Origin of the sequence: Ectopseudomonas khazarica, assembly GCF_017915135.1 — a bacterium.
GTDB lineage: Bacteria > Pseudomonadota > Gammaproteobacteria > Pseudomonadales > Pseudomonadaceae > Aquipseudomonas > Aquipseudomonas khazarica.
The window spans coordinates 1,121,600-1,142,475 of record NZ_CP068551.1 but is presented as its reverse complement, the minus strand read 5'-3'; the positions used below and the strand labels follow the sequence as shown (position 1 = coordinate 1,142,475).

The 20,876-nt window shown below is 66.8% G+C and carries 18 protein-coding genes; 15 read left to right on the top strand and 3 right to left on the bottom strand.

Annotated elements, in window-relative coordinates; all coding sequences use genetic code 11:
• Positions 1–4 precede the first annotated feature (4 nt).
• The 11 genes from algG to JLK41_RS05145 all read left to right on the top strand — a co-directional run bounded on the left by algG (position 5) and on the right by JLK41_RS05145 (position 12,076).
• The gene (gene algG, locus JLK41_RS05195; protein ID WP_150608252.1) at positions 5–1,537 is read left to right on the top strand and encodes a mannuronan 5-epimerase AlgG; all 1,533 of its coding nucleotides are present in this window, start codon (positions 5–7) and stop codon (positions 1,535–1,537) included.
• A gap of 11 nt (positions 1,538–1,548) precedes the next feature.
• Complete coding sequence (locus JLK41_RS05190; protein WP_280527695.1) at positions 1,549–2,979, top strand: alginate O-acetyltransferase; 1,431 nt, start codon at positions 1,549–1,551, stop codon at positions 2,977–2,979.
• Between the two features lie 10 nt (positions 2,980–2,989).
• Positions 2,990–4,063, top strand: a complete 1,074-nt coding sequence (locus JLK41_RS05185; protein WP_134678105.1) for a mannuronate-specific alginate lyase — start codon at positions 2,990–2,992, stop codon at positions 4,061–4,063.
• A 128-nt stretch (positions 4,064–4,191) separates the two neighbouring features.
• Positions 4,192–5,643 (top strand): MBOAT family O-acyltransferase, encoded by a 1,452-nt coding sequence (locus JLK41_RS05180; RefSeq protein WP_210390500.1) that lies wholly within the window; start codon positions 4,192–4,194, stop codon positions 5,641–5,643.
• A gap of 13 nt (positions 5,644–5,656) precedes the next feature.
• Positions 5,657–6,790: an alginate O-acetyltransferase gene (locus JLK41_RS05175; RefSeq protein ID WP_210390499.1), complete on the top strand. Its 1,134-nt coding sequence runs from the start codon at positions 5,657–5,659 to the stop codon at positions 6,788–6,790.
• Positions 6,791–6,815: 25 nt separating this feature from the next.
• Positions 6,816–7,466 carry an alginate O-acetyltransferase AlgF gene (locus JLK41_RS05170; protein ID WP_210390498.1) on the top strand — a complete coding sequence of 217 codons (651 nt, stop codon included), beginning with the start codon at positions 6,816–6,818 and terminating at the stop codon, positions 7,464–7,466.
• Positions 7,467–7,568: 102 nt separating this feature from the next.
• Positions 7,569–8,999, top strand: a complete 1,431-nt coding sequence (locus JLK41_RS05165) for a mannose-1-phosphate guanylyltransferase/mannose-6-phosphate isomerase (RefSeq protein ID WP_037046805.1) — start codon at positions 7,569–7,571, stop codon at positions 8,997–8,999.
• Between the two features lie 124 nt (positions 9,000–9,123).
• Positions 9,124–9,588, top strand: coding sequence for a hypothetical protein (locus JLK41_RS05160; protein WP_037046803.1), 465 nt, complete (start codon positions 9,124–9,126; stop codon positions 9,586–9,588).
• 89 nt (positions 9,589–9,677) lie between these two features.
• Positions 9,678–10,508: an SDR family oxidoreductase gene (locus JLK41_RS05155; RefSeq protein WP_210390497.1), complete on the top strand. Its 831-nt coding sequence runs from the start codon at positions 9,678–9,680 to the stop codon at positions 10,506–10,508.
• Positions 10,505–10,876, top strand: coding sequence for a hypothetical protein (locus JLK41_RS05150; RefSeq protein WP_037046790.1), 372 nt, complete (start codon positions 10,505–10,507; stop codon positions 10,874–10,876). Before JLK41_RS05155 ends, JLK41_RS05150 begins: the two co-directional genes overlap by 4 nt.
• A gap of 18 nt (positions 10,877–10,894) precedes the next feature.
• Positions 10,895–12,076: an AAA family ATPase gene (locus JLK41_RS05145; protein ID WP_134678111.1), complete on the top strand. Its 1,182-nt coding sequence runs from the start codon at positions 10,895–10,897 to the stop codon at positions 12,074–12,076.
• Between the two features lie 73 nt (positions 12,077–12,149).
• On the opposite strand, the gene trxB is transcribed toward JLK41_RS05145, so the two are convergent.
• Positions 12,150–13,097 (bottom strand): thioredoxin-disulfide reductase, encoded by a 948-nt coding sequence (gene trxB / locus JLK41_RS05140; protein ID WP_037046785.1) that lies wholly within the window; start codon positions 13,095–13,097, stop codon positions 12,150–12,152.
• 240 nt (positions 13,098–13,337) lie between these two features.
• Here trxB and JLK41_RS05135 point away from each other — a divergent pair, with 240 nt between their 5' ends.
• Positions 13,338–15,305 carry a sensor domain-containing diguanylate cyclase gene (locus JLK41_RS05135; protein ID WP_150608235.1) on the top strand — a complete coding sequence of 656 codons (1,968 nt, stop codon included), beginning with the start codon at positions 13,338–13,340 and terminating at the stop codon, positions 15,303–15,305.
• Positions 15,306–15,373: 68 nt separating this feature from the next.
• On the top strand, positions 15,374–16,138 hold the full coding sequence (cysZ, locus tag JLK41_RS05130; RefSeq protein ID WP_037046781.1) for a sulfate transporter CysZ: 765 nt from the start codon (positions 15,374–15,376) through the stop codon (positions 16,136–16,138).
• Here cysZ and JLK41_RS05125 read toward each other — a convergent pair.
• Entirely contained in the window at positions 16,112–17,221 is a 1,110-nt protein-coding gene (locus JLK41_RS05125; RefSeq protein ID WP_210390496.1) for a sterol desaturase/SRPBCC family protein, read from the bottom strand. The two genes, cysZ and JLK41_RS05125, sit on opposite strands and share 27 nt — an antisense overlap.
• A 79-nt stretch (positions 17,222–17,300) precedes the next feature.
• Between JLK41_RS05125 and bsrA the strand changes: the two genes are divergently transcribed.
• On the top strand, positions 17,301–18,203 hold the full coding sequence (bsrA, locus tag JLK41_RS05120; RefSeq protein WP_210390495.1) for a LysR family transcriptional regulator BsrA: 903 nt from the start codon (positions 17,301–17,303) through the stop codon (positions 18,201–18,203).
• Between the two features lie 34 nt (positions 18,204–18,237).
• Positions 18,238–19,464: a glycosyltransferase family 4 protein gene (locus JLK41_RS05115; RefSeq protein WP_210390494.1), complete on the top strand. Its 1,227-nt coding sequence runs from the start codon at positions 18,238–18,240 to the stop codon at positions 19,462–19,464.
• Between the two features lie 283 nt (positions 19,465–19,747).
• On the opposite strand, the gene JLK41_RS05110 is transcribed toward JLK41_RS05115, so the two are convergent.
• The gene (locus JLK41_RS05110) at positions 19,748–20,857 is read right to left on the bottom strand and encodes an NADH:flavin oxidoreductase (protein ID WP_134678116.1); all 1,110 of its coding nucleotides are present in this window, start codon (positions 20,855–20,857) and stop codon (positions 19,748–19,750) included.
• Positions 20,858–20,876 lie beyond the last annotated feature (19 nt).

The following is a 20,876-nucleotide window of genomic DNA, read 5'->3' as shown; positions in this document are numbered from 1 at the left end:
GACCATGCAACCCAACGGCTTAGCCCTACCCCTGCTGCTCGGTGCGCTGTGCCTCGGCGTGCCGCTGGCCCAGGCCAACCCGCAGCACCACCAGTTCGACTACCGCGTGCGCAGCGCTCCGGCCGAGGAGCTGCACATGGAAACGCCCAAGCTGCCGGACCTGTCCGGCTACACCAAGGACGCCGTGCTGGCGAAGATTCCGCGCGGGCACAAGGGCAAGGTGGTGGTGCGGCGCATGCTGCGCCAGGACGCACTGAAGGACTTCACCGGGGGCAACGAGCGCCTGCGCGAATGGATCGAGCGCCAGCAAGGCATGCCCCACGCGATCTTCATCGAAGGCGGCCTGGTCACCGCCCAGGACCTGGCCGAGGCGCTGCCCGACAGCCAGTTCGCCGAGCAGGCACCGGGCGTGTACATCGCCCGCCTGCCCATCGTCGTCGCCGCGGGCGCCGCGCTGCACGTCGGCAAGGAAACCCGCGAGCTGCGCCTGTCGCAGGAACGCGGCGCGTTCCTGGTCAACGACGGCCTGATGTTCCTCACCGACACCCGCGTCACCGCCTGGCGCGAGGCGGACAACGGCCCGGCGACCTTCCGCGAGGCCAAGGAGTTTCGCCCCTTCCTGGTGTCCTGGGGCGGCAGCGAGCTGTACATCGCCAGCAGCGTGCTGACCAGCCTGGGCTACGACAACTCCAAGTCCTACGGCGTGTCGATCACCCAGTACACGCCGAACATGCACGAGCGCCTGCAGCGTGCAGAGCCGACCGGCTGGCTGATCGACTCGGAGTTCGTCGACCACTGGTACGGCTTCTACTGCTACGAAGCGCAGAACGTGGTGATCAAGGGCAACACCTACCGCGACAACATCGTCTACGGCATCGACCCGCACGACCGCTCGCACGGCCTGATCATCGCCGAGAACACCGTGTTCGGTACCAAGAAGAAGCACGGCATCATCATCTCGCGCGAGGTCAACGACAGCTGGATCATCAACAACGAGAGCTACGACAACAAACTCTCCGGGGTGGTGATCGACCGCAGCAGCGTGCGCAACCTGATCGCCTACAACCGCGTGCACGGCAACCATTCCGACGGCATCACGCTGTACGAGAGCGGCGACAACTTGCTGTGGGGCAACCAGGTGCTGCGCAACCGGCGCCACGGCATCCGCATCCGCAACAGCGAGAACATCCGCCTCTACGACAACCTGTCGGCGATGAACCAGCTGACCGGCGTGTACGGCCACATCAAGGACCTGAGCAACACCGACCGCGACCTGGAGCTCGACCCGTTCGACACCAAGATCTCGATGATCATCGTCGGCGGCACCCTGGCCGGCAACGGCTCCAGCCCGATCAACATCGACTCGCCGCTTTCCGTCGAGATGTACCGCGTGAAGATGCTCGCGCCGAGCAAGGCCAGCGGCATCCAGCTGGCCGGGATTCTCGGCGAGAAGCAGGACGAGATTCTCGACCTCATGGTGCGCCAGCGCCTGCCCGTGCTGATCGACCCGATCGAGCCCGAGAAACTGACCAATTGATGAGGCCAAAGATGACACCATCGCCCTTCAAACTCCTCTCCCTGAGCATGGCCTGCGCCCTGGCCAGTACGGCGCTGCAAGCCGAAGAGCGGCAGGCGCCGCAGTATCAGGTCGAGGACTGCTGCTCGCTGTGCCCAGCAGCGCACGACGCCAGCCGCTACACCAGCAACTACATGAAGAACTTCGTCACCCTGCTCGATGCCGACGAAGGCTGGCTGTTCCGTAGCGTGGAAGACCTGCGCACCGAGTTCGGCACCAGCGAGGTCGGCTATCGCCGCCTCAAGGAACTGCGCGACGGCCTCAAGCAGCGCGGCGTCGAGCTGGTGGTGGTCTACCAACCGACCCGTGGCCTGGTCAATCGCGACAAGCTGCGCCCCGCCGACTACCAGCGCTTCGACTACGACAAGGCCCTGCGCAACTACCGCCAGGCCCTCAACCGTTTCGAGCAGCTGGGGATCTGGGTCCCCGACCTGAGCGGCCTCACCGACGAACACAGCGAGCAGGACTTCTACTTCCGCCGCGACCAGCACTGGACCCCCTATGGCGCCGAGCGCACTGCGCGCCTGGTGGCCGAAACGATCAAGCGCATTCCCGGCTTCGAGGACATCCCACGCAAGGAATTCGTCACCCAGCGCGTCGGCCTGATGGGCAAGACCGGCACCATGCAGAACGTCGCCAGCCAGCTGTGCGGCACCGGCTACGCGGTGCAGTACGTCGACCAGTTCATCACCGAACCCAAGGACGCCAGCGACGGCGACGCCCTGTTCGGCGACGAGAGCAGCCCGAGGATCACCCTGGTCGGCACCAGCCACAGCGGCAAGAACTACAACTTCGGCGGTTTCCTCGAAGAGTACCTGGGCACCGACGTGCTCAACGCTGCCTTTCCGGGCGGTGGCCTGGAAGGCGCGATGCTCGAATACCTGGGCAGCGAGTCGTTCCAGAACGACCCGCCGCAGATTCTCATCTGGGAGTTCTCGCCGCTGTACGACCTGGCCTCGGACAAGATCCACCGTCAGCTGATGGCCACCCTGAACAACGGCTGCGCAGGCCAGACCGAGCTGCTCAGCAGCGAGAAGCGCCTGCATCCCGGCAGCAACGAGGTGCTGGTCAACGGCAAGAACAAGCTGCTGACCCTGGCCGGCAATCGCCACCAGCTCGACCTGCGTTTCAGCGATCCGTCGGTCAAGCGCGTCGACGCCACCATCTGGTACCTCAACGGCCGCCGCGAGCAGATCAAGCTGGAGAAGCCCAACACCGTCGATACCGACGGACGCTTCGCCGTCGAACTGCGTGACGAGCCGGGCTGGGGCGACGAGAACTTCTTCGCCCTGGAAATCGAGAAGCCCGCAGACAGCGACGACGACCTGAAAGTCCAGGCCAGCCTGTGTCAGCGCCCGACTGGCGCCGCCCAGCAGGTTGCCCGGCACGGCGCGGACGACTGAGGAGGCCACCATGCCCATGCGACTCGCCCCACTCACGCTCATGAGCCTGCTGCTCAGCGCCCCGGCCTTCGCCGCGCTGCAACCGCCGCCCGGCTACCACGCCGCCGTCGGCCAGCGCGGCGGCGAAGCGCCCAGCTGCCAGGCCGTGCCCCGTCCCTATACCGGCGACCTGCAGTTCACCAGCAAGTACGAAGGCTCGAACAGCGCGCGCGCCACGCTCAACCGCAAGGCCGAGAAAAACTTCCGCGAGCAGACCGCGAACATCACCCGTCTGGAGAAGGAAGCCGGACGGATGATCACTTACTACATGCGCACCGGTCAGCAGGGCCACCTGGACTGCGCCGTCGAGTGGCTCGACCAGTGGGCCAGCGCCGATGCCCTGGAGTCCGAGCAGTTCAACCACACCGGCAAGTCGATGCGCAAATGGGCGCTGGGCAGCCTCGCCGGCGCCTGGCTGCGCCTGAAGTTCTCCGAGTCGCAGCCGCTGGCGGCCTACCCGCAGCAGAGCGCGCGCATCGAGGCCTGGTTCACCCGCCTGGCCGAGCACACGGTGCGTGAATGGAGCGGCCTGCCGCTGCGCAAGATCAACAACCACAGCTACTGGGCCGCCTGGTCGGTGATGGCGGTGGCCGTCATCGCCGATCGCCGCGACCTGTTCGACTGGTCGGTGGAGCAGTTCCGCGTCGCCGCCGGCCAGGTCGATGCCGACGGCTACCTGGCCAACGAGATGCGTCGCAGCCAGCGCGCCCTGGCGTACCACAACTACGCCCTGCCGCCGCTGGCGATGATCGCCGCATTCGCCCAGGCCAACGATGTCGACCTGCGCGACGCCAATCACGGCGCCCTGCAACGCCTGGCCGAACGGGTGCTGCAAGGTGCCCGCGACCCCGCTGCCTTTGCCCGTCGCAGCGGCGCCGAGCAGGACATGGCAGAGCTGCACAAGGACTACAAGTACGCCTGGCTGGCGCCTTACTGCAGCCTCTATGCCTGTGACGAGCAGACCCGCGAGTTGAACCAGGAGAGGGGGCCGTTCAACAGCTTCCGCCTCGGCGGCGAGGTGACGCAGGTGTTCGAAAAGCCCTAGAGGCGGCTTGCCGGCGATGCTTTCAGAAGCCGATCGCCGGCAAGCCGGCTCCTACACGTAGCAAAACAAACCCTCCGCTCGCGGGGGGAAAGGGGGGCGCTGCCCCGGCTGTTCACGGAGAAGCACGGATGGTCTTTTCATCCAACGTATTTCTGTTCCTGTTCCTGCCGATCTTCCTCGGCCTGTACTACCTGTGCCCGAACCGCGGGCGCAACCTGCTGATCCTGATCGGCAGCTACACCTTCTACGCCTGGTGGCGGGTGGACTTCCTCCTGCTGTTCGCCGCCGTGACGCTGTGGAACTACCTCTTCGGCCTGCGTATCCAGGCGCATGCCGGCACCCAGGCAGCGCGCCGCTGGGTGGCCGTGGGGGTGATCGGCAACCTGGCCACCCTGGGCTATTTCAAGTACGCCAACTTCGGCGTGGCCAACATCAATGCCCTGCTGGAAGCCGCCGGCATGCAGCCGTTCGTGCTGACCCAGGTGATCCTGCCGATCGGTATTTCCTTCTACATCTTCCAGTCGATCAGCTACCTGATCGACGTGTACCGCAAGGACACCGAACCCACGCGCAACCTGATCAACTTCGCCGCGTTCATCGCCCTGTTCCCGCAGCTGATCGCCGGCCCCGTGCTGCGCTACAAGGACCTGGCCGACCAGTTCACCGACCGCACGCACAGCCTGGACAAGTTCTCCGAAGGCGCCACGCGCTTCATGCAGGGCTTCGTCAAGAAGGTATTCATCGCCGACAGCCTGGCACCGCTGGTCGACCACTGCTTCGCGCTGGACAACCCGACCACCGGCGAGGCCTGGCTGGGCATGGTCGCCTACACCGCGCAGCTGTACTTCGACTTCTCCGGCTACAGCGACATGGCCATCGGCCTGGGCCTGATGATGGGCTTCCGCTTCATGGAAAACTTCAACCAGCCCTACATCAGCCAGTCGATCACCGAATTCTGGCGACGCTGGCACATCAGCCTGTCCACCTGGCTGCGCGACTACCTGTACGTACCGCTGGGGGGCAACCGCCACGGCACCTTCAACACCTACCGCAACCTGTTCCTGACCATGCTGCTGGGCGGTTTCTGGCATGGCGCGAACTGGACCTTCCTGATCTGGGGCGCCTGGCACGGCACCTGGCTGGCCATCGAGCGCGCACTGGGCGTGAAGGCCGCGGCCACCCAGTTCAACCTGTTCAAGTGGGCCTTCACCCTGCTGCTGGTGATGCTCGGCTGGGTGATCTTCCGCGCCGAGAACCTCGAGGTCGCCGGGCGCATGTACGCCGCCCTGTTCGCCTTCGACGACTGGCACCTGAGCGAGCTGACCCTGGCGCGCATCACCGGCCTGCAGATGAGCACGCTGCTCCTGGCCTGGGTGGTGATCGCCCTGTGCGGCGCCCGGCAGTTCCTCGCCGGCCGTCGCCACGCGCCGGGGATGACCCTGGCCGGCACCGGCGCTGCCCTGCAGGCCGTGGACCTGCGCACGGTCGCCCTGCGTGGCGCGCTGCTCCTGCTGTTCTGCGCCTCGCTGCTCAAGCTCTCGGCGCAGAGCTACTCCCCCTTCCTCTACTTCCAGTTCTGAACGGAGGCCGATGATGAACCGCCCCATCAAGACGCTCTACGTCGTACTGTTCAGCCTGCTCCTGCTGCCCGTCAGCCTGCTCGCGCTGGCCAACCTCGCCGACTACCGCATGCCGGCCAAGTCCAGCGTGCTGGATGGCGGCCTGGCCAAGAGCATCGAGCAGCACTACGACGAGCAGTTCCCCCTGAAGCAGGCTGGCATCAACCTGTGGGCAGCGCTGGAGTACCTGGCCTTCGGCGAAGGGCGCAGCGGCCTGGTGATCGGTGACGGCGGCTGGCTGTACTCGGACGAGGAGTTCGACCCGGTGCCCGACGCCCAGCGCCAGATGCGCGACAACCTGGCGCTGATCCGGGGCGTGCAGCGCCAGCTGGAACAACGCGACATCCACCTGGTGCTGGCCATCCTCCCGGCCAAGACCCGCCTGTATCCGGAACACACCGGCGAGCACCACCCGAGTGCCCTGCAGACCAGCCTCTACCCGCGCTTCCACCGCGCCGTGCGCAATGCCGGAATCGCCGCGCCCGACCTGCTCGGCCCGCTGCTGGCCGGCAAGGGCAAGGCGCAGATGTTCCTGCGTACCGATACCCACTGGACGCCCCAGGGCGCCGATGTCACCGCACGCGCCCTGAGCGACGTGGTGCGCAGCGCGGTGCAGCTGCGTGGCGAACCCCAGAGGTTCGTGACCGAGACCGTCGAGACCCGCGCGCACCAGGGCGACCTGACCCGCTTCCTGCCCCTGGCGCCGCTGTTCGAAAGCCTGTTGCCGCGAGCCGATCAGCTGCAACAGCGCGAAACCCACAGCGCCCAGGCCAGCAGCGACGACCTGTTCGCCGACAGCGACATGCCGGTGGCCCTGGTCGGCACCAGCTACAGCGCCAACCCGGCCTGGAACTTCGCCGGCGCGCTGCGCCAGCACCTGCAGCGTGACCTCGGCAACTACGCCGAGGAAGGCGAAGGCCCGCTGGTGCCGATGCTCAAGTACCTGCAGAGCGAGGAATTCGCGGACAACCCGCCGCAGCTGGTGATCTGGGAGTTCCCCGAGCGCTACCTGCCGATGACCAGCGATTTCACCGACTTCGACCCGCAATGGCTCGCCGCCCTCAAGGCGGGCGGCGAGCGCCAGGGGCTGGCTGCGGCCAGCCACTGATTCATCCCCCAAGGAGGACTATCCAATGACCAAACCAACCACCCTGCGCCGCTTCACCCTGGGTACCTGCGCGCTGGCCCTCGGCCTCGGCATGCTGCAGGCACACGCCGCCGATGACGGTGCGCTCTACGGGCCCAAGGCGCCCAAGGGCTCGGCCTTCGTCCGTGCGTACAACGCCAGCAGCGCCGAACTCGATGTCAGCGTCGGCCAGACCCAGCTCAAGCAGATCTCGCCGCTGGGCTCCAGCGACTTCAAGTTCCTCCCGGCGGGCAGCTACCAGGCTCAGGTCGGCACTGCGCAGATGCCGGTGCAGCTGCAACCCGAGCACTACTACACCCTGGTCAGCCAGAGCGGCGCCAAGCCGCGCCTGGTCGAGGAGCCGCCCTTCAGCAGCCGGCAGAAAGCCATGCTGCGCGTGCAGAACCTCAGCGACAGCACCCTCAGCCTGAAGACCGCCGACGGCAAGACCGCCGTGGTCGCCGACGTCGCACCCGATGGCCGTGGCGACCGCGAGATCAACCCGGTGAAGGTCGGCCTGGCGCTGTTCGAAGGCGAGCGCAAGGTCGCCGACCTCAAGCCGGTCACGCTGGAGCGCGGCGAGGTGGTCAGCCTGTTCGTCACCGGCGCCCAGGGCAAGTTGTCGCCGGTCTGGGTCAAGCGCCCCATCGATGGCTGAGGCCATCCACGGCTTCTGCAGAACAAGGAAAACGGCGGGTACACGTCGCACCGACACGACACGGGCAAACCACTTGATCAATCGTTCAGGAGAGACACAACCATGACCCCTATCATCCTTTCCGGTGGCAGCGGCTCGCGACTCTGGCCTCTTTCGCGCAAGCTGTACCCCAAGCAGTTCCTCGCCCTGACCGGTGAGCAGACGCTGTTCCAGCAAACCCTGCAGCGCCTGTCCATCGAAGGCATGCAGCCTCCGGTGCTGGTGTCCAACCAGGAACACCGCTTCATCGTCCAGGAGCAGCTGGAGCAGATCGGCCAGCAGGCGCAATTGCTGCTGCTCGAACCCTTCGGCCGCAACACCGCGCCGGCCGTGGCCATGGCAGCCCTGCAACTGCTGGCCGAAGGTCGCGACGAGCTGATGCTGGTGCTGCCGGCCGACCATGTGCTGGATGACCAGCAAGCCTTCCGCCAGGCGCTGGCGCTGGCCACCGTGGCCGCCGAGAAAGGCGAGATGGTGCTGTTCGGCGTACCGGCCAACCGCCCGGAGACCGGCTACGGCTACATCCTCGGCGAGACCGACGGCGAGCTGCCGGACGGCGTCGCACGGGTCTCCAGCTTCGTCGAGAAACCCGACGCCAAGCGTGCCTCCGAGTACGTCGAGAGCGGCAACTACTACTGGAACAGCGGCATGTTCCTGTTCCGCGCCAGCCGCTTCCTGGAAGAGCTCAAGCAGCATGACGTGGATATCTACGACACCTGCCTGCTGGCCCTGGAGCGCAGCCAGCGCGAGGGCGAGCAGATCGCCATCGACCCGGCCACCTTCGCCTGCTGCCCGGACAACTCCATCGACTACGCGGTAATGGAAAAGACCGATCGCGCCTGCGTGGTGCCGTTGTCGGCAGGCTGGAACGACGTCGGCAGCTGGTCGTCGATCTGGGAAGTGCACGACAAGGACGCCGCCGGCAACGTGGTCAGCGGCGACGTGCTGCTGGAAGACAGCCGCAACTGCCTGGTGCACGGCAACGGCAAGCTGGTGTCGGTGCTCGGCCTGGACGACATCGTCGTGGTGGAGACCAAGGACGCCACGATGGTGGCGCACAAGGACCGCGTGCAGGACGTCAAGAAGCTGGTCGGCAAGCTCGACGCGCAAGGCCGCAGCGAAACCCAGAACCACTGTGCCGTCTACCGCCCCTGGGGCTCGTACGACTCGGTGGACATGGGCGGTCGCTTCCAGGTCAAGCACATCACCGTCAAGCCGGGGGCGCAGCTGTCGCTGCAGATGCACCACCACCGCGCCGAACACTGGATCGTGGTATCCGGCACGGCCCGCGTGACCTGCGACGACCGCGAGTTCCTGCTCACCGAGAACCAGTCCACCTATATCCCGATGACCTCGGTGCATCGCCTGTCCAACCCGGGCAAGATCCCGCTGGAGATCATCGAGGTGCAGTCCGGCACCTACCTGGGCGAAGACGACATCGAGCGCCTGGAGGATGTCTACGGCCGCAGCGACGCGGTGGCGGCACATGGCTAGGTAAGCGCCCCACGCAGGAGCCGGCCTGCCGGCTCCTGCGCACATCCCCGGTAACGCCTCGGCGGTTACCCGTGCGACGACAGCTTGTGTACGATGAGCGCAGACTTCAATCAGGGCTGTTCTCATGCTGTTCGGTGTCGCACTCGTCATTACCTGGCTGATCCTGCTGATCCGCTATCCGGGCAAGGCCTTGCCGGTTTCCATGGCGGCGCTGCTCGGGCTCGGCCTGGTCGCCACCTGGGTGCTCTGGCAGGAAAGCCGCGACGAGCGCTACCTCGCCCACCTCGAACTGCGCCTGAACTACGACCCGCAGCGCTGCCCCGCCGACCGCCCGCTGGCCATCGCACTCAGGAACGGCAGCGACGCCGCCCTGCTCGAGCTGCGCTGGGAGGTCGCCGCCTACCGCCCCGGCAACGCCACCAACCTGGCCCAACGCCTGTACGAGTCGCCACGCTACAGCGGCCCGGGTGAACTGCTGCCGGGCGCCAGCTGGAACGACTGCCTGCCCGTGCCCGATCTGCGCAGCGGTTATCGCCCGTCCACGCTGGAGTTTCGCGCCGAGCGCCTGCAGGGCAAGTTCGTCCCATGAACGCAGAAACACCGGCAGCGGACGTTGGCCATGACTGCGGCCGTGGCTGCTAAGCTGCAGCCCCATTCGCGTCTCAGGGAGTCCCGCGCATGCCTCAACCCAGCGTCCTCATCACCGGCTGCTCCAGCGGCATCGGCCGCGCCCTGGCCGATGCCTTCAAGGCCGGCGGCTATGCCGTCTGGGCCACGGCGCGCAAGGCGTCCGACCTGGCCGAACTGCAACAGGCCGGTTTTCATGCGGTAGCACTCGACGTCAACGATGGCCAGGTTCTGCAGCAGTTGGCCGAGCGCCTGGGCGAGGAGATCGGCGGCCTCGACGTCCTGATCAACAACGCCGGCTATGGCGCCATGGGCCCGCTGCTCGACGGTGGCGTGGACGCCATGCGCCAGCAGTTCGAGACCAACGTGTTCGCCATCGTCGGCGTCACCCGTGCGTTCTTCCCCCTGTTGCGCCGCAGTCGTGGCCTGGTGGTGAACATCGGCAGCGTGTCGGCCATCCTGGTCACCCCTTTCGCCGGCGCTTACTGCGCCTCCAAGGCGGCGGTGCATGCCCTGAGCGATGCGCTGCGCATGGAACTGGCGCCCTTCGCCATCGAGGTGATGGAAGTGCAGCCCGGCGCCATCGCCTCCAGTTTCGGCGCCAGCGCCAGCCAGCAGGCCGAAGCACTGATTCGCGAGGATTCGCCCTGGTGGCCATTGCGCGAGGGCATTCGCGCGCGCGCCAGGGCCTCGCAGGACAACCCGACCCCGGCCAGCGATTTTGCCGCGCACCTGTTCGCCGCCGTCCAGCGCGACAAGCGCCCGCGCCTGCTGCGCCTGGGCAACGGCAGCCGCGCCTTGCCCCTGCTCGCCGCGCTGTTGCCGCGCGCGCTGCTGCAACGGCTGCTGAGCAAACGCTTCGGCCTGGCCAAGGCGCTATGAGCGAACCCCTGCACCTGCGCTACTACGCCGCTGCCGGCGTGATCACGGCTGTGTTGCTCAACCTGCTGCTGCGCACCTTCGTGCGCCTCGGCGGGATGATCACCACCCTGCTGATTGCCGCCGCCATCGCCGCCGGCCTGGCGCTGGTGTTCCACTGGCGCCAGGGGCGTGCGCCCAGCAACGCGGAGCGCTGGCGCTTCACGGCGCTTTATGGCGGCGTACTGGGGCTGCTCTACCTGGGTCTGCTGGGCATGATGTACCTGCAGGACACACCCAGCCCCATGGGCCTGTTTCTCTTCAGCCTGCACTACCTGTGCTACCCGCTGCTGGCCTGGTGGGCCTTTGCGCCGCGCCATGGCCGCCGATAACCCGTCAGGACGACACTCATGCTGCACACCCTCGCCGTTGCCAATTACCGCTCGATCAACCGCCTGATCCTGCCGCTGGGGCGGCTCAACCTGATCACGGGCGCCAATGGCAGCGGCAAGTCCAACCTGTATCGCGCCCTGCGCCTGCTGGCGGAGACCGCGCAAGGCGGCGTGGTCAACGCCCTGGCCCGTGAAGGTGGCCTGGAGTCGAGTTTCTGGGCCGGGCCGGAGAAGGTGTCCCGGCGCATGCGCAATGGCGAGGTAGCCGTGCAGGGCGGCCCGCGACAGGGCGCCATGCGCCTGCGCCTAGGGTTCGTCGGGGATGATTTCGGCTACAGCATCGCCCTGGGCCTTCCCGAGTCGAACTCGGGTGAGGATCGCACCACGCCCAGCGCCTTCGCCCTCGACCCGGAGATCAAGCGCGAGTGCATCTGGGCCGGTGCCAGCTACCGACCGGCGTCGCTGCTGGTGGATCGCGCCGGCCCCATGGTGCGCATGCGTGAGGGCCGCAGCTGGGAGGTACTGGCCCAGCACCTCCCGAACTACGACAGCCTGTTCGATCAGATCGGCAACGACCCCGGTTGCCCGGAAGTCTTCCAGCTCCGGGAAACCATACGCCGCTGGCGCTTCTACGATCATTTCCGCAGCGACGCCGACGCGCCGGCACGGCAGCCACAGCTGGGCACACGCACGCCGGTGCTGCATCACGATGGCCGCGACCTGGCCGCAGCCCTGCAGACCATCCGCGAGATCGGTGACCCCGCCGCACTGGACGCCGCCATCGACGACGCCTTCCCCGGCAGTCGCCTGCGCATCGACTTCCAGGCCGGCGGGCGCTTCGTCGTCGAGCTGCACCAGGAGGGCCTGCTGCGCCCGCTGGGAGCCGCCGAACTGTCCGATGGCACGTTGCGCTACCTGCTGCTGGTCGCCGCCCTGCTCACGCCACGGCCACCCTCGCTGATGGTGCTCAACGAGCCGGAAACCAGCCTGCACCCGGACCTGCTGCCTGCGCTCGGGCGCCTGATCATCGCCGCCTCGCGGCAGACCCAGGTATGGGTCGTGTCCCACGCCAGCCGCTTGATCGCCACGCTCAGGGAAAGCCCCGAGTGCAACATCCTGGAGCTGGACAAGCAGCTCGGCCAGACCTGCATCCGCGGCCAGGGCATGCTGGACGAGCCGCCATGGCACTGGCCGGACTGAGCAGCCCGAGCGCAGCCCCGCAGGAGCTTGTGGGCCGGCGCCTGCGACGACCGCGAGCAACGCGGTTAAGGCCTCACAGCCCGTCGAGATAGCGTTCCACGTCCAGCGCGGCCATGCAGCCGGCACCGGCCGAGGTGATCGCCTGGCGATAGACCGAGTCGGCCACGTCACCAGCGGCGAACACGCCGGCGACGCTGGTCGCGGTGGCATTGCCCGCACGACCGCCGTCGACCACCAGGTAGCCATCCTGCAAGGCCAGCTGGCCGTCGAACAGGCCGGTATTGGGGGTATGCCCGATGGCCACGAACAGACCGTCCACACTCAGCTCGCGGTACGCGCCGCCGTATTGCTTCAGGCGCACGCCGGTGACGCCACTGGCATCGCCCAGCACCTCGTCGACCTCGGCATTGAGCTGCAACTCGATCTTGCCCTCGGCGATGCGCGCACGCAGCTTGTCCTGGAGGATTTTCTCCGCCCGGAAGGTATCGCGGCGGTGGATGAGCGTCACCTTGCTGGCGATGTTGGCCAGGTACAGCGCCTCCTCGACGGCCGTGTTACCACCACCGACCACCGCCACCTCGCGACCGCGATAGAAGAAGCCGTCGCAGGTGGCGCAGGCCGACACGCCGCGCCCCATGAAGGCCTCCTCGCTGGGCAGGCCCAGGTAACGCGCACTGGCGCCCGTGGCGATGATCAGCGCGTCGCAGCTGTAGGTAGCGCTGTCGCCCACCAGGGTGAAGGGCTTGCCAGCCAGATCCACGGCATTGATATGGTCGAAGACGATCTCGGTCTCGAACCGCTCGGCATGCTCCTGCATGCGCTGCATCAGGGCCGGACCGGTCAGCCCGTGGGGGTCGCCAGGCCAGTTGTCCACTTCGGTGGTGGTGGTCAGCTGCCCACCCGCCTGGATGCCGGTGATCAGCAACGGCTTGAGATTGGCCCGCGCGGCGTACACGGCGGCGCTGTAACCGGCCGGACCGGAACCCAGGATGATGACGCGGGCGTGACGAACGCTGGACATCGCTAACTCCTCGCCGACCCGTCGCGCCGGCTGCAATAAAAAGGGGACTTTCGAAGCGCTAGGGGAAGGCTTGTGAAGAGTGAAAGCCCCGCGAAAGTGAAGGTGCGGCCCAGACTATCGGGCAGCCTGAACGGGCGGAAATACCTATCGCCAATGCCCCGGATAGAGAGGCGCTATCGTTCATGCACGGCCCCGGAGCCTCACTATACTGAGGCTGTAGCGACGAGGACGAAAACCCCGATGAGCCTGCGCAAACGCCTGTTTTCACTCTTTGCGCCGCTGCTGGTAGTGACCCTTCTGATCGTCCAGCTCCTGTCGGACCACCTGCTGCTGCGCCGTTTCGACCAGCAGGACGAACAGAACCTCCAGGACGCGGCCAGCAAGGCACAACAGATCCTGTTCGACCACATCGAGCAGGCCGCGCAGTTGCTGCGCAGTTACAGCTGGTGGGACCAGAGCTACGCGGTCGCCCAGGCGCGCAGCCCGGTGGAACGCTACCTGGAGGAAGACCTCGACGACACCGAGCTGGACAACTACGACTTCGACTTCATGGTCATGTTCGATGCCCAGGGGCGCCTGCTGCTGGAGCGCTGGGGCACGTTCGACACCCGCGAACTGCTGGTGCTGGGTCCGGGCGGCGAACCGAGCCGTGAAGACCTGCGTAACGACGTGTACGCACGCAGCGCGGCGACAGGCATCCTCGACGCCAAGGGCGATCCGCGCTTCACCACGGCGCAGTTCCTGCTGGTCCATGGCGTGCCCACCCTGCTGCTGAGCAGTGCCGTCACCGACAGCGACGGCACTGCGCCGGCGGCCGGCGCCTTTATCGCCGGACGCTTCTTCACCACGTCGCGCATGACTTCACTGGCGCACCAGTTCGTCGGCCAGGTCGCCTTCATCCCCGCCGTGGCCGACACGGCGGGCTGGCAGCCCAGGCACGAGGCCCCCCTCGGCGCCGAAGTCAGCCCCCGCGAGCTGCTGTCCGACAAACGGCAGAGCATCCTGCTGCAGCTCGACAACCCGTGGCAGGCACCCGAGCTGGCCCTGCGCATCACCACCGAGCGCAGCAACTACAACGGGGCGCACGACGCCTTGCACTTCTTCCTGGCGATCAGCTTCGTCATCGTTCTCGGTGCTGCCCTAGTTGTCTACATGGGCCTGGAGTTTTGGCTGCTCAGGCGCCTGGAGGTGCTCAATCGGGAGATCGACGGTATCGGCGAGCAGACCCGGCTGCCGAAGCTGGCGGACCTCGGCAGGGATGAGCTGGGGCAGCTGGGCAGCGCCCTCAACAGCATGCTCGAGCGCCTGGAGCAGAGCGAACAACGTGACCGCGCCATTCTTGAGTCGATCCAGGACGGCTACTTCGAGGTGGACGAACACGGCCAGGTCCAGCGCATCAACGGCGCCATGGTGAAGATTCTCGGCTACAGCAGCGAGGAACTGCTGGGCCGCCCCTTCACCCAGCTGCTGCTGCGTGGCCATACGGCAACGGCCCTGCAGTACTTCCAGAACGCCCGCGATGACAGCAGCCTGCGCACCCTCTGCACGCCGATGCGGCGTCACGACGGCACCCTCGGTGACTTCGAGGCGCGCCTGTCGGTGATACAGGACACCGACGGCACCTTCCGTGGGTATCGCGGCATCCTCCGGGATGTGAGTGCCCAGGCCTCGCAGCGGCGCAAGCTGCACACCCTGGCCTATCACGACACCCTGACCGGGCTGGGCAATCGCAAGGCCTTTCTCGAACACCTGCCGCAGCAGATCGCCGAGGCCCAGAGCCAGGGCAAGCAACTGGCGCTGTTCTTCATCGACCTGGATCACTTCAAGCAGGTCAACGACCGTTTCGGCCATGATGCCGGCGACGAGCTGCTGCGCGCCATTGCCCTGCGCCTGCAGCACGCCCTGCGCCAGCCGGACCAGCTCTATCGCCTCGGCGGCGACGAGTTCACCCTGCTGGTCTCCAACGCCAGCGCCGAAACCGCACGGATCGTCGGTGAGCGCCTGATCGCCGCACTGCGCAAACCCTTCGACATCGCCGGTACATGCATCGACTTCGTGACCCTGAGCATCGGCATCGCCCTGTGCCCGCTCGATGGCCAGGACGCGGTCACGCTGACCAAGGCGGCCGACAGCGCGATGTACCTGGCCAAGCGCCAACGCAGCCACATCGTGATCGGGCCGGCGACGCAAGGCACCCCGCAGGAGTGAGTGACTGAACTTTCACCCGCGCGCTGAAATCGGTATGGTCGCGCCCATTGACCACTCCGGAGTCTTCCATGCCCGCCGCCCCCGTACTGTCCGGCCCGCAATACCTGCGTGAAGGACTGAAACTCATCCTCAGCCCCGGCCTGCGCCTGTTCGTGCTGCTGCCGCTGGCGGTGAACCTGCTCCTGTTCGCCACGCTGATCGGCTTCGCCGTGCAGCAGTTCAGCGGCTGGGTCGACACCTTCATGCCCAACCTGCCGAGCTGGCTGAGCTTTCTGCAGTACATCCTCTGGCCACTGTTCGTGGTACTGGTGCTGCTGATGGTGTTCTTCACCTTCACCATGCTGGCCAACATCATCGCGGCGCCGTTCAACGGTTTCCTCGCGGAGAAGGTGGAGGTGGTCGCCCGTGGCCAGGACCACTTCCCGCCGTTCAGCTGGGCCGAACTGGCGGCCATGGTGCCGCGCACCATGGGCCGCGAGATGCGCAAGCTGGGCTACTTCCTGCCGCGTGCCATCGGCCTGCTGATCCTCAGCTTCATCCCCCTGGTCAACCTCGTGGCCGCACCGCTGTGGCTGCTGTTCGGTGTGTGGATGATGGCGATCCAGTACATCGACTACCCCGCCGACAACAACAAGATGAGCTGGCAGGACATGCTCGCCTGGCTGCGCGAGAAGCGCTGGCAGAGCCTGAGCTTCGGCGGCATCACCTACGCCGCGCTGCTGGTGCCGGGGCTGAACATTCTGATGATGCCAGCAGCGGTGGCAGGGGCGACGCTGTTCTGGGTACGCGAGCGCGGCGAGCAGGCATCAGCGGCTGGCCAGGACCTCACGTAATGCCTGCATGGAGGCCTGCGACTCGCGCTCGATGCGCCGGCGCATGAACAGGCCGTTGAGCAGTCGCATCGGCCAGCCCTCGAAACCGTACTCGAGGGTGCGCACGAACTCGCAGCCCCCTTGCTCCTCCACGCAGGCGTAGGTCAGCAGCAGGTGCAGGCCATGTTCGCCACGGGCACTGGCCTGCCAGCACCGGCCCGGCTGATGGTCGAGCACGTCCCAGCGCAGATGCCCGGTGCGCCCACCCGCATGGATGTCTTCCTCGAACCGCTCACCGGCGAGCAACGCGCCCTCGCGACCGTAGATGCGCAGTGACGACGGGTGCCAGTCCGGCCAGTGAACCGGCGCGGCGGCGTAGCCCAGTACCTGCTCGGCGGGTAACGCGACACGGATGCGATGCTGCTGGCGGTTCTGCTGGTGAATCGCCTCGGGCTCCCAGTGCAGGGTGCCGTAGAGCCAGTCCATCAGCGGATGGACGATGCCGAAGTTGCGCGCATGCATCAGCTCGCGACGGTGGTGCAGCGCATGCAGGCGGCGCATCTGGCGAATCCACGGCAGGCGCGAGAGCGGGTGCTCGGCGGGCAGGTGCTCGCAGGCATGCACCACTTCGTAGCTCATGTAGCCCAGCAGCATGCTGCCGGCGAACAAGGCGGCGAGATTGCCATCGAGCCGGGACAGCAGCCACCAGAGCGCGAACAGGGGCAGGCTGTAGAGCACGATCAGCCAGGCCGGGAACAGAATCACGCGCCAGTCGCGCGCGGTCTCGTAGGGCATCAGCGTCTCGACGAAGAAGCTGTGGTGGTCGCCCGTGTGGCGCTTGTAGAAGAGCCGGCCGAAGCGCGTCCGGTTGTGACCGAGGCGCCTGTGCACCTGGTACTCGCCCCAGCTGAAGAACACCAGCGTCGCGGGTACCAGCAGCCACTGCCAGGGCGCCACGGCCTCCAGCGAGCGCCACAGCAGGCCGATGCAGAGCAGGCCGTACGCCAGCACGAACGCGGCATGCAGCCAGGGGCTGTACAGCGGATGGATGGCAGCCCGGTAGTCGCTGCGAAAAGCCTGGGCATTGTCGTTGTTGTAGGCCATGGCGCTCTCCTGTGGATTGACAACAGTCTAGGTCCGGCCAAATCATTCGAATAATGGATATTCTGAAAGAGCATTATCCTTGATAACGAATTTGCGCCAGCTCGACCTCAACCTGCTGCTGGTCTTCGACGCGCTGATGCAGGAAGGCAACCTGACCCGTGCAGCCCTGCGTCTGCACCTGAGCCAGTCGACCGTGAGCAATGCCCTCGCCCGCCTGCGCCAGCAGCTGGGCGAGGAGCTGTTCCAGCGCACCGCCCGTGGCATGACGCCGACAGCGCGAGCCCTGGCGCTCTATCCACCGGTCCGCCAGGCGTTGCACCTGTTGCAGTCCGGCCTCGGTCCGGCGGAGCCCTTCGCTACCGATGCGCCGCATGTCTTCAATCTGTCGCTCAACGACTACGCCCAGGCGGCGCTACTGCCGACGCTGCAAGCGCACCTGGCGGACGTCGCGCCGCAGGTGGAGCTGGTGGCACAGGGCGACGATGCCGACAGCATGCTCGCGCGCCTGGAGAGCGGCACCCTGGACCTGGCCATCGACTACCTGCACCTCGACTCGCCCGACCTGCAGTACGCCCCGTTGCGCGAGGAGACGCTGGTAGTGATCGGCCGCAAGGACCACCCGGCATTCATCGGCAGCCTCAGCCTCACGGACTACCAACAGGCCCGCCATGCGATCGTCACGCCACGCGCCGGACGCGGCTCGCCGCTGGAGATCGTGCTCGGCTCCGCCAGGGTCAGACGCCAGGCTGCCCTGCACCTGCCCAACTACCTGCCGATTCCCGCCATCGTCGCCCAGACCGACCTGCTTGGCACGGTGCCGGAGCGCCTGGCCGCCAGCTTCGCGCCGATCTTCGGCTTGCGCGTCGCGCCCCTGCCGCTGGATATGCCTGCGGTGCAGATCAGCCTGATCTGGCATCGCCATCGCCAGCACGACCCGGCGCACATCTGGCTGCGCGACCAGCTGCACGGCCTGCGCCTCTGACACACAAGCGTCATCCGAGCGTCATGTTCACTACATGACCCGCGCAGAGACTGCGTACATGAACGCACCGTCCCTGCACATCGCGCTGATCAGCGAAACCTTCCCGCCGGAGATCAACGGCGTCGCCAACACCCTCGGGCGCCTGGTCGATGGCCTGCGCGGCCTTGGCCATCGCGTGCAGCTGATACGTCCGCGCCAGGAGGCCGATCAGGCCACGACGGCCGACGCCGACCTGCTGCTCACGCGCGGCTGGCCGCTGCCGGGCTACCCCGGCCTGCAATGGGGCCAGTCCTCGCTGCACAAACTGCTGCGGCGCTGGAAACGCCAGCGCCCGGACGTGCTCTACATCGCCACCGAAGGTCCGCTGGGGCTCTCCGCGCTGCGCGCGGCCAGGCGCCTGGCGATCCCGGTGGTCAGCGGCTTCCACACCAACTTCCAGCAATACACCGGTCACTACGGCGTCGGCCTGCTGACCCGGGCGATGACCAACTACCTGCGCTGGTTCCACAACCGCACACAGATGACCCTGGTGCCGAGTGTCGGCCAGAAGGTCGAGCTGGAACGCCGCGACTTCGAGCGCCTGGCGCTGCTCGCCCGCGGGGTCGACAGCCAGCTGTTCCACCCGGGGCGACGCTGCGATGCGCTGCGCGAAAGCTGGGGCCTGGGGCCGGACGACCTGGCGGTGCTGCATGTCGGTCGCCTGGCGGCGGAGAAGAACCTGGGGCTGCTGGTGAAGGCCTTTCAGGCGCTGCGACTCAAGCACCCGCACAGGCACATGCGCCTGATCCTGGTCGGCGACGGGCCACTGCGCGCCAGCCTCCAGGCACAGCTGCCGGATGCCCTGTTCTGCGGCCTGCAACGCGGCGAGACGCTGGCGAAGCACTACGCCTGCGGCGACCTGTTCCTGTTTCCCAGCCTCTCGGAAACCTTCGGCAACGTGGTACTGGAAGCCCTCGCCTCGAGCCTGGCCGTGGTGGCGTTCGATCAGGCCGCAGCCGCCCAGCACATCCATCACGGGCACAACGGCATGCTCGCGCGGCCCGCCGACGAGGCCGGCTTCTGCGACGCAGCCTACGAACTGCTGGAGGACGCCGAGACCCTGCGCGGCATACGCCTGAATGCCCGCCGGCATGCCAGCCATCTCAGCTGGGAGGGCATCGTGGCACTGTTCGAACAGCACTTGCGCAACGCCATGCAGCCACGGGCGGAAATCAGCGTGAATGCGCAACTGGCTCCTGGGGCAGGCGACAACCGCCCGTGAGGGCAACCGGCGGATCGCACGTTGCCCGCCTGCAGACGCAGAAAAGCCCCGATGTGCCGCAATGCTGTTCACACCAGAAGTGGTCGGACGCGATCAGTCCCCTCGCCCCCCTTGGGGAGAGGGGAAAACTGGCAGTTCTGCGGCATTTTCAGCCCTCTCCCCCAGCCCCTCTCCCATAAATGGGAGAGGGGAGCCAAACGCGTGCAACCTTAGATGAACAGCAATACCGACGTGCCGGGGCCGAAAACTGGGCGTCGGATTACGACGCCCAGTTCACAGGGGCTCAGACCAGGGTGGTCAGCGCATCCCGGCTGAATGGCAGGATGTCCTGCTCGCGCCCTTCGCGGACCTTCAGCGCCCAGTCCGGGTCGACCAGCAGCGCGCGGCCCACGGCCACCAGGTCGAATTCCTCCTTGCTCAGGCGCTCGAGCAGGTTCTCGATGCTGGCAGGCTCGGCGACCTTGTCGGTCTTGACCATGAACTGCAGGAACTCGCCGTCCAGGCCGACGCTGCCGACGGTGATGGTCGGTTTGCCGGTGAGCTTGCGCGTCCAGCCCGCCAGGTTGAGGTCGCTGCCCGCGAACTCCGGCTCCCAGAAACGACGGGTCGAGCAATGGAAGATGTCCACGCCAGCCTCGGACAACGGCTTGAGGAAGGCCTCCAGCTCTTCCGGGGTCTGCACCAGGCGTGCGCTGTAGTCCTGCTGCTTCCACTGCGAGAAACGCAGGATGATCGGGAAGTCCGGGCCGACCGCCGCACGGACGGCCTGAATCAGCTCGATGGCGAAACGCGAGCGCGCCGCCAGGTCGCCGCCGTACTGATCGCTACGCTGGTTGCTGCCTTCCCAGAAGAACTGGTCGATCAGGTAACCATGGGCACCATGGATCTCCACACCGTCCATGCCGATGGCCTTGGCATCGCGTGCGGCCTGGGCGAAGGCGGCGATCACCTCGTCGATATCGGCCTGGGTCATGCCGTGCACGACCACCTGGCCGTCCTTGACCTTCTCCATCGGACCGTAGCCGGGAACGGCGGCATCCGGCTCGGTGCCCAGGCGGCGTACGTTACCGACGTGCCAGAGCTGCGGGACGATCTTGCCGCCCTCGGCATGCACCGCGTCGACGACCTGTTTCCAGCCGGCCAGGGCATCTTCACCGTAGAAACGCGGCACGTTCGGGTAGCCATTGGCGGCCTGGTGGCCGACGGTGGTGCCTTCGGTGACGATCAGGCCCACGCCCGCCGCCGCGCGGCGACGGTAGTACTCGATGACCTTGGCGTTGGGCACGCCGCCCGGCGAGAAGGAGCGGGTCATCGGCGCCATGACCACACGGGTCGGTAGCTCGAGGTTTCCGAGACGGAACGGGGCGAACAGGGCTTGAACGGGAGCGCTCATGATCTTTCCTCTGCGATTT

What these genes read in the sequence shown, in the direction of transcription:
- algG (WP_150608252.1), top strand. Translation starts at nt 5, where the DNA reads ATGCAACCCAACGGCTTAGCCCTACCCCTGCTGCTCGGTGCGCTGTGC.
- JLK41_RS05190 (WP_280527695.1), top strand. Translation starts at nt 1,549, where the DNA reads ATGACACCATCGCCCTTCAAACTCCTCTCCCTGAGCATGGCCTGCGCC.
- JLK41_RS05185 (WP_134678105.1), top strand. Translation starts at nt 2,990, where the DNA reads ATGCCCATGCGACTCGCCCCACTCACGCTCATGAGCCTGCTGCTCAGC.
- JLK41_RS05180 (WP_210390500.1), top strand. Translation starts at nt 4,192, where the DNA reads ATGGTCTTTTCATCCAACGTATTTCTGTTCCTGTTCCTGCCGATCTTC.
- JLK41_RS05175 (WP_210390499.1), top strand. Translation starts at nt 5,657, where the DNA reads ATGAACCGCCCCATCAAGACGCTCTACGTCGTACTGTTCAGCCTGCTC.
- JLK41_RS05170 (WP_210390498.1), top strand. Translation starts at nt 6,816, where the DNA reads ATGACCAAACCAACCACCCTGCGCCGCTTCACCCTGGGTACCTGCGCG.
- JLK41_RS05165 (WP_037046805.1), top strand. Translation starts at nt 7,569, where the DNA reads ATGACCCCTATCATCCTTTCCGGTGGCAGCGGCTCGCGACTCTGGCCT.
- JLK41_RS05160 (WP_037046803.1), top strand. Translation starts at nt 9,124, where the DNA reads ATGCTGTTCGGTGTCGCACTCGTCATTACCTGGCTGATCCTGCTGATC.
- JLK41_RS05155 (WP_210390497.1), top strand. Translation starts at nt 9,678, where the DNA reads ATGCCTCAACCCAGCGTCCTCATCACCGGCTGCTCCAGCGGCATCGGC.
- JLK41_RS05150 (WP_037046790.1), top strand. Translation starts at nt 10,505, where the DNA reads ATGAGCGAACCCCTGCACCTGCGCTACTACGCCGCTGCCGGCGTGATC.
- JLK41_RS05145 (WP_134678111.1), top strand. Translation starts at nt 10,895, where the DNA reads ATGCTGCACACCCTCGCCGTTGCCAATTACCGCTCGATCAACCGCCTG.
- trxB (WP_037046785.1), bottom strand. Translation starts at nt 13,097, where the DNA reads ATGTCCAGCGTTCGTCACGCCCGCGTCATCATCCTGGGTTCCGGTCCG.
- JLK41_RS05135 (WP_150608235.1), top strand. Translation starts at nt 13,338, where the DNA reads ATGAGCCTGCGCAAACGCCTGTTTTCACTCTTTGCGCCGCTGCTGGTA.
- cysZ (WP_037046781.1), top strand. Translation starts at nt 15,374, where the DNA reads ATGCCCGCCGCCCCCGTACTGTCCGGCCCGCAATACCTGCGTGAAGGA.
- JLK41_RS05125 (WP_210390496.1), bottom strand. Translation starts at nt 17,221, where the DNA reads ATGGCCTACAACAACGACAATGCCCAGGCTTTTCGCAGCGACTACCGG.
- JLK41_RS05115 (WP_210390494.1), top strand. Translation starts at nt 18,238, where the DNA reads ATGACCCGCGCAGAGACTGCGTACATGAACGCACCGTCCCTGCACATC.
- JLK41_RS05110 (WP_134678116.1), bottom strand. Translation starts at nt 20,857, where the DNA reads ATGAGCGCTCCCGTTCAAGCCCTGTTCGCCCCGTTCCGTCTCGGAAAC.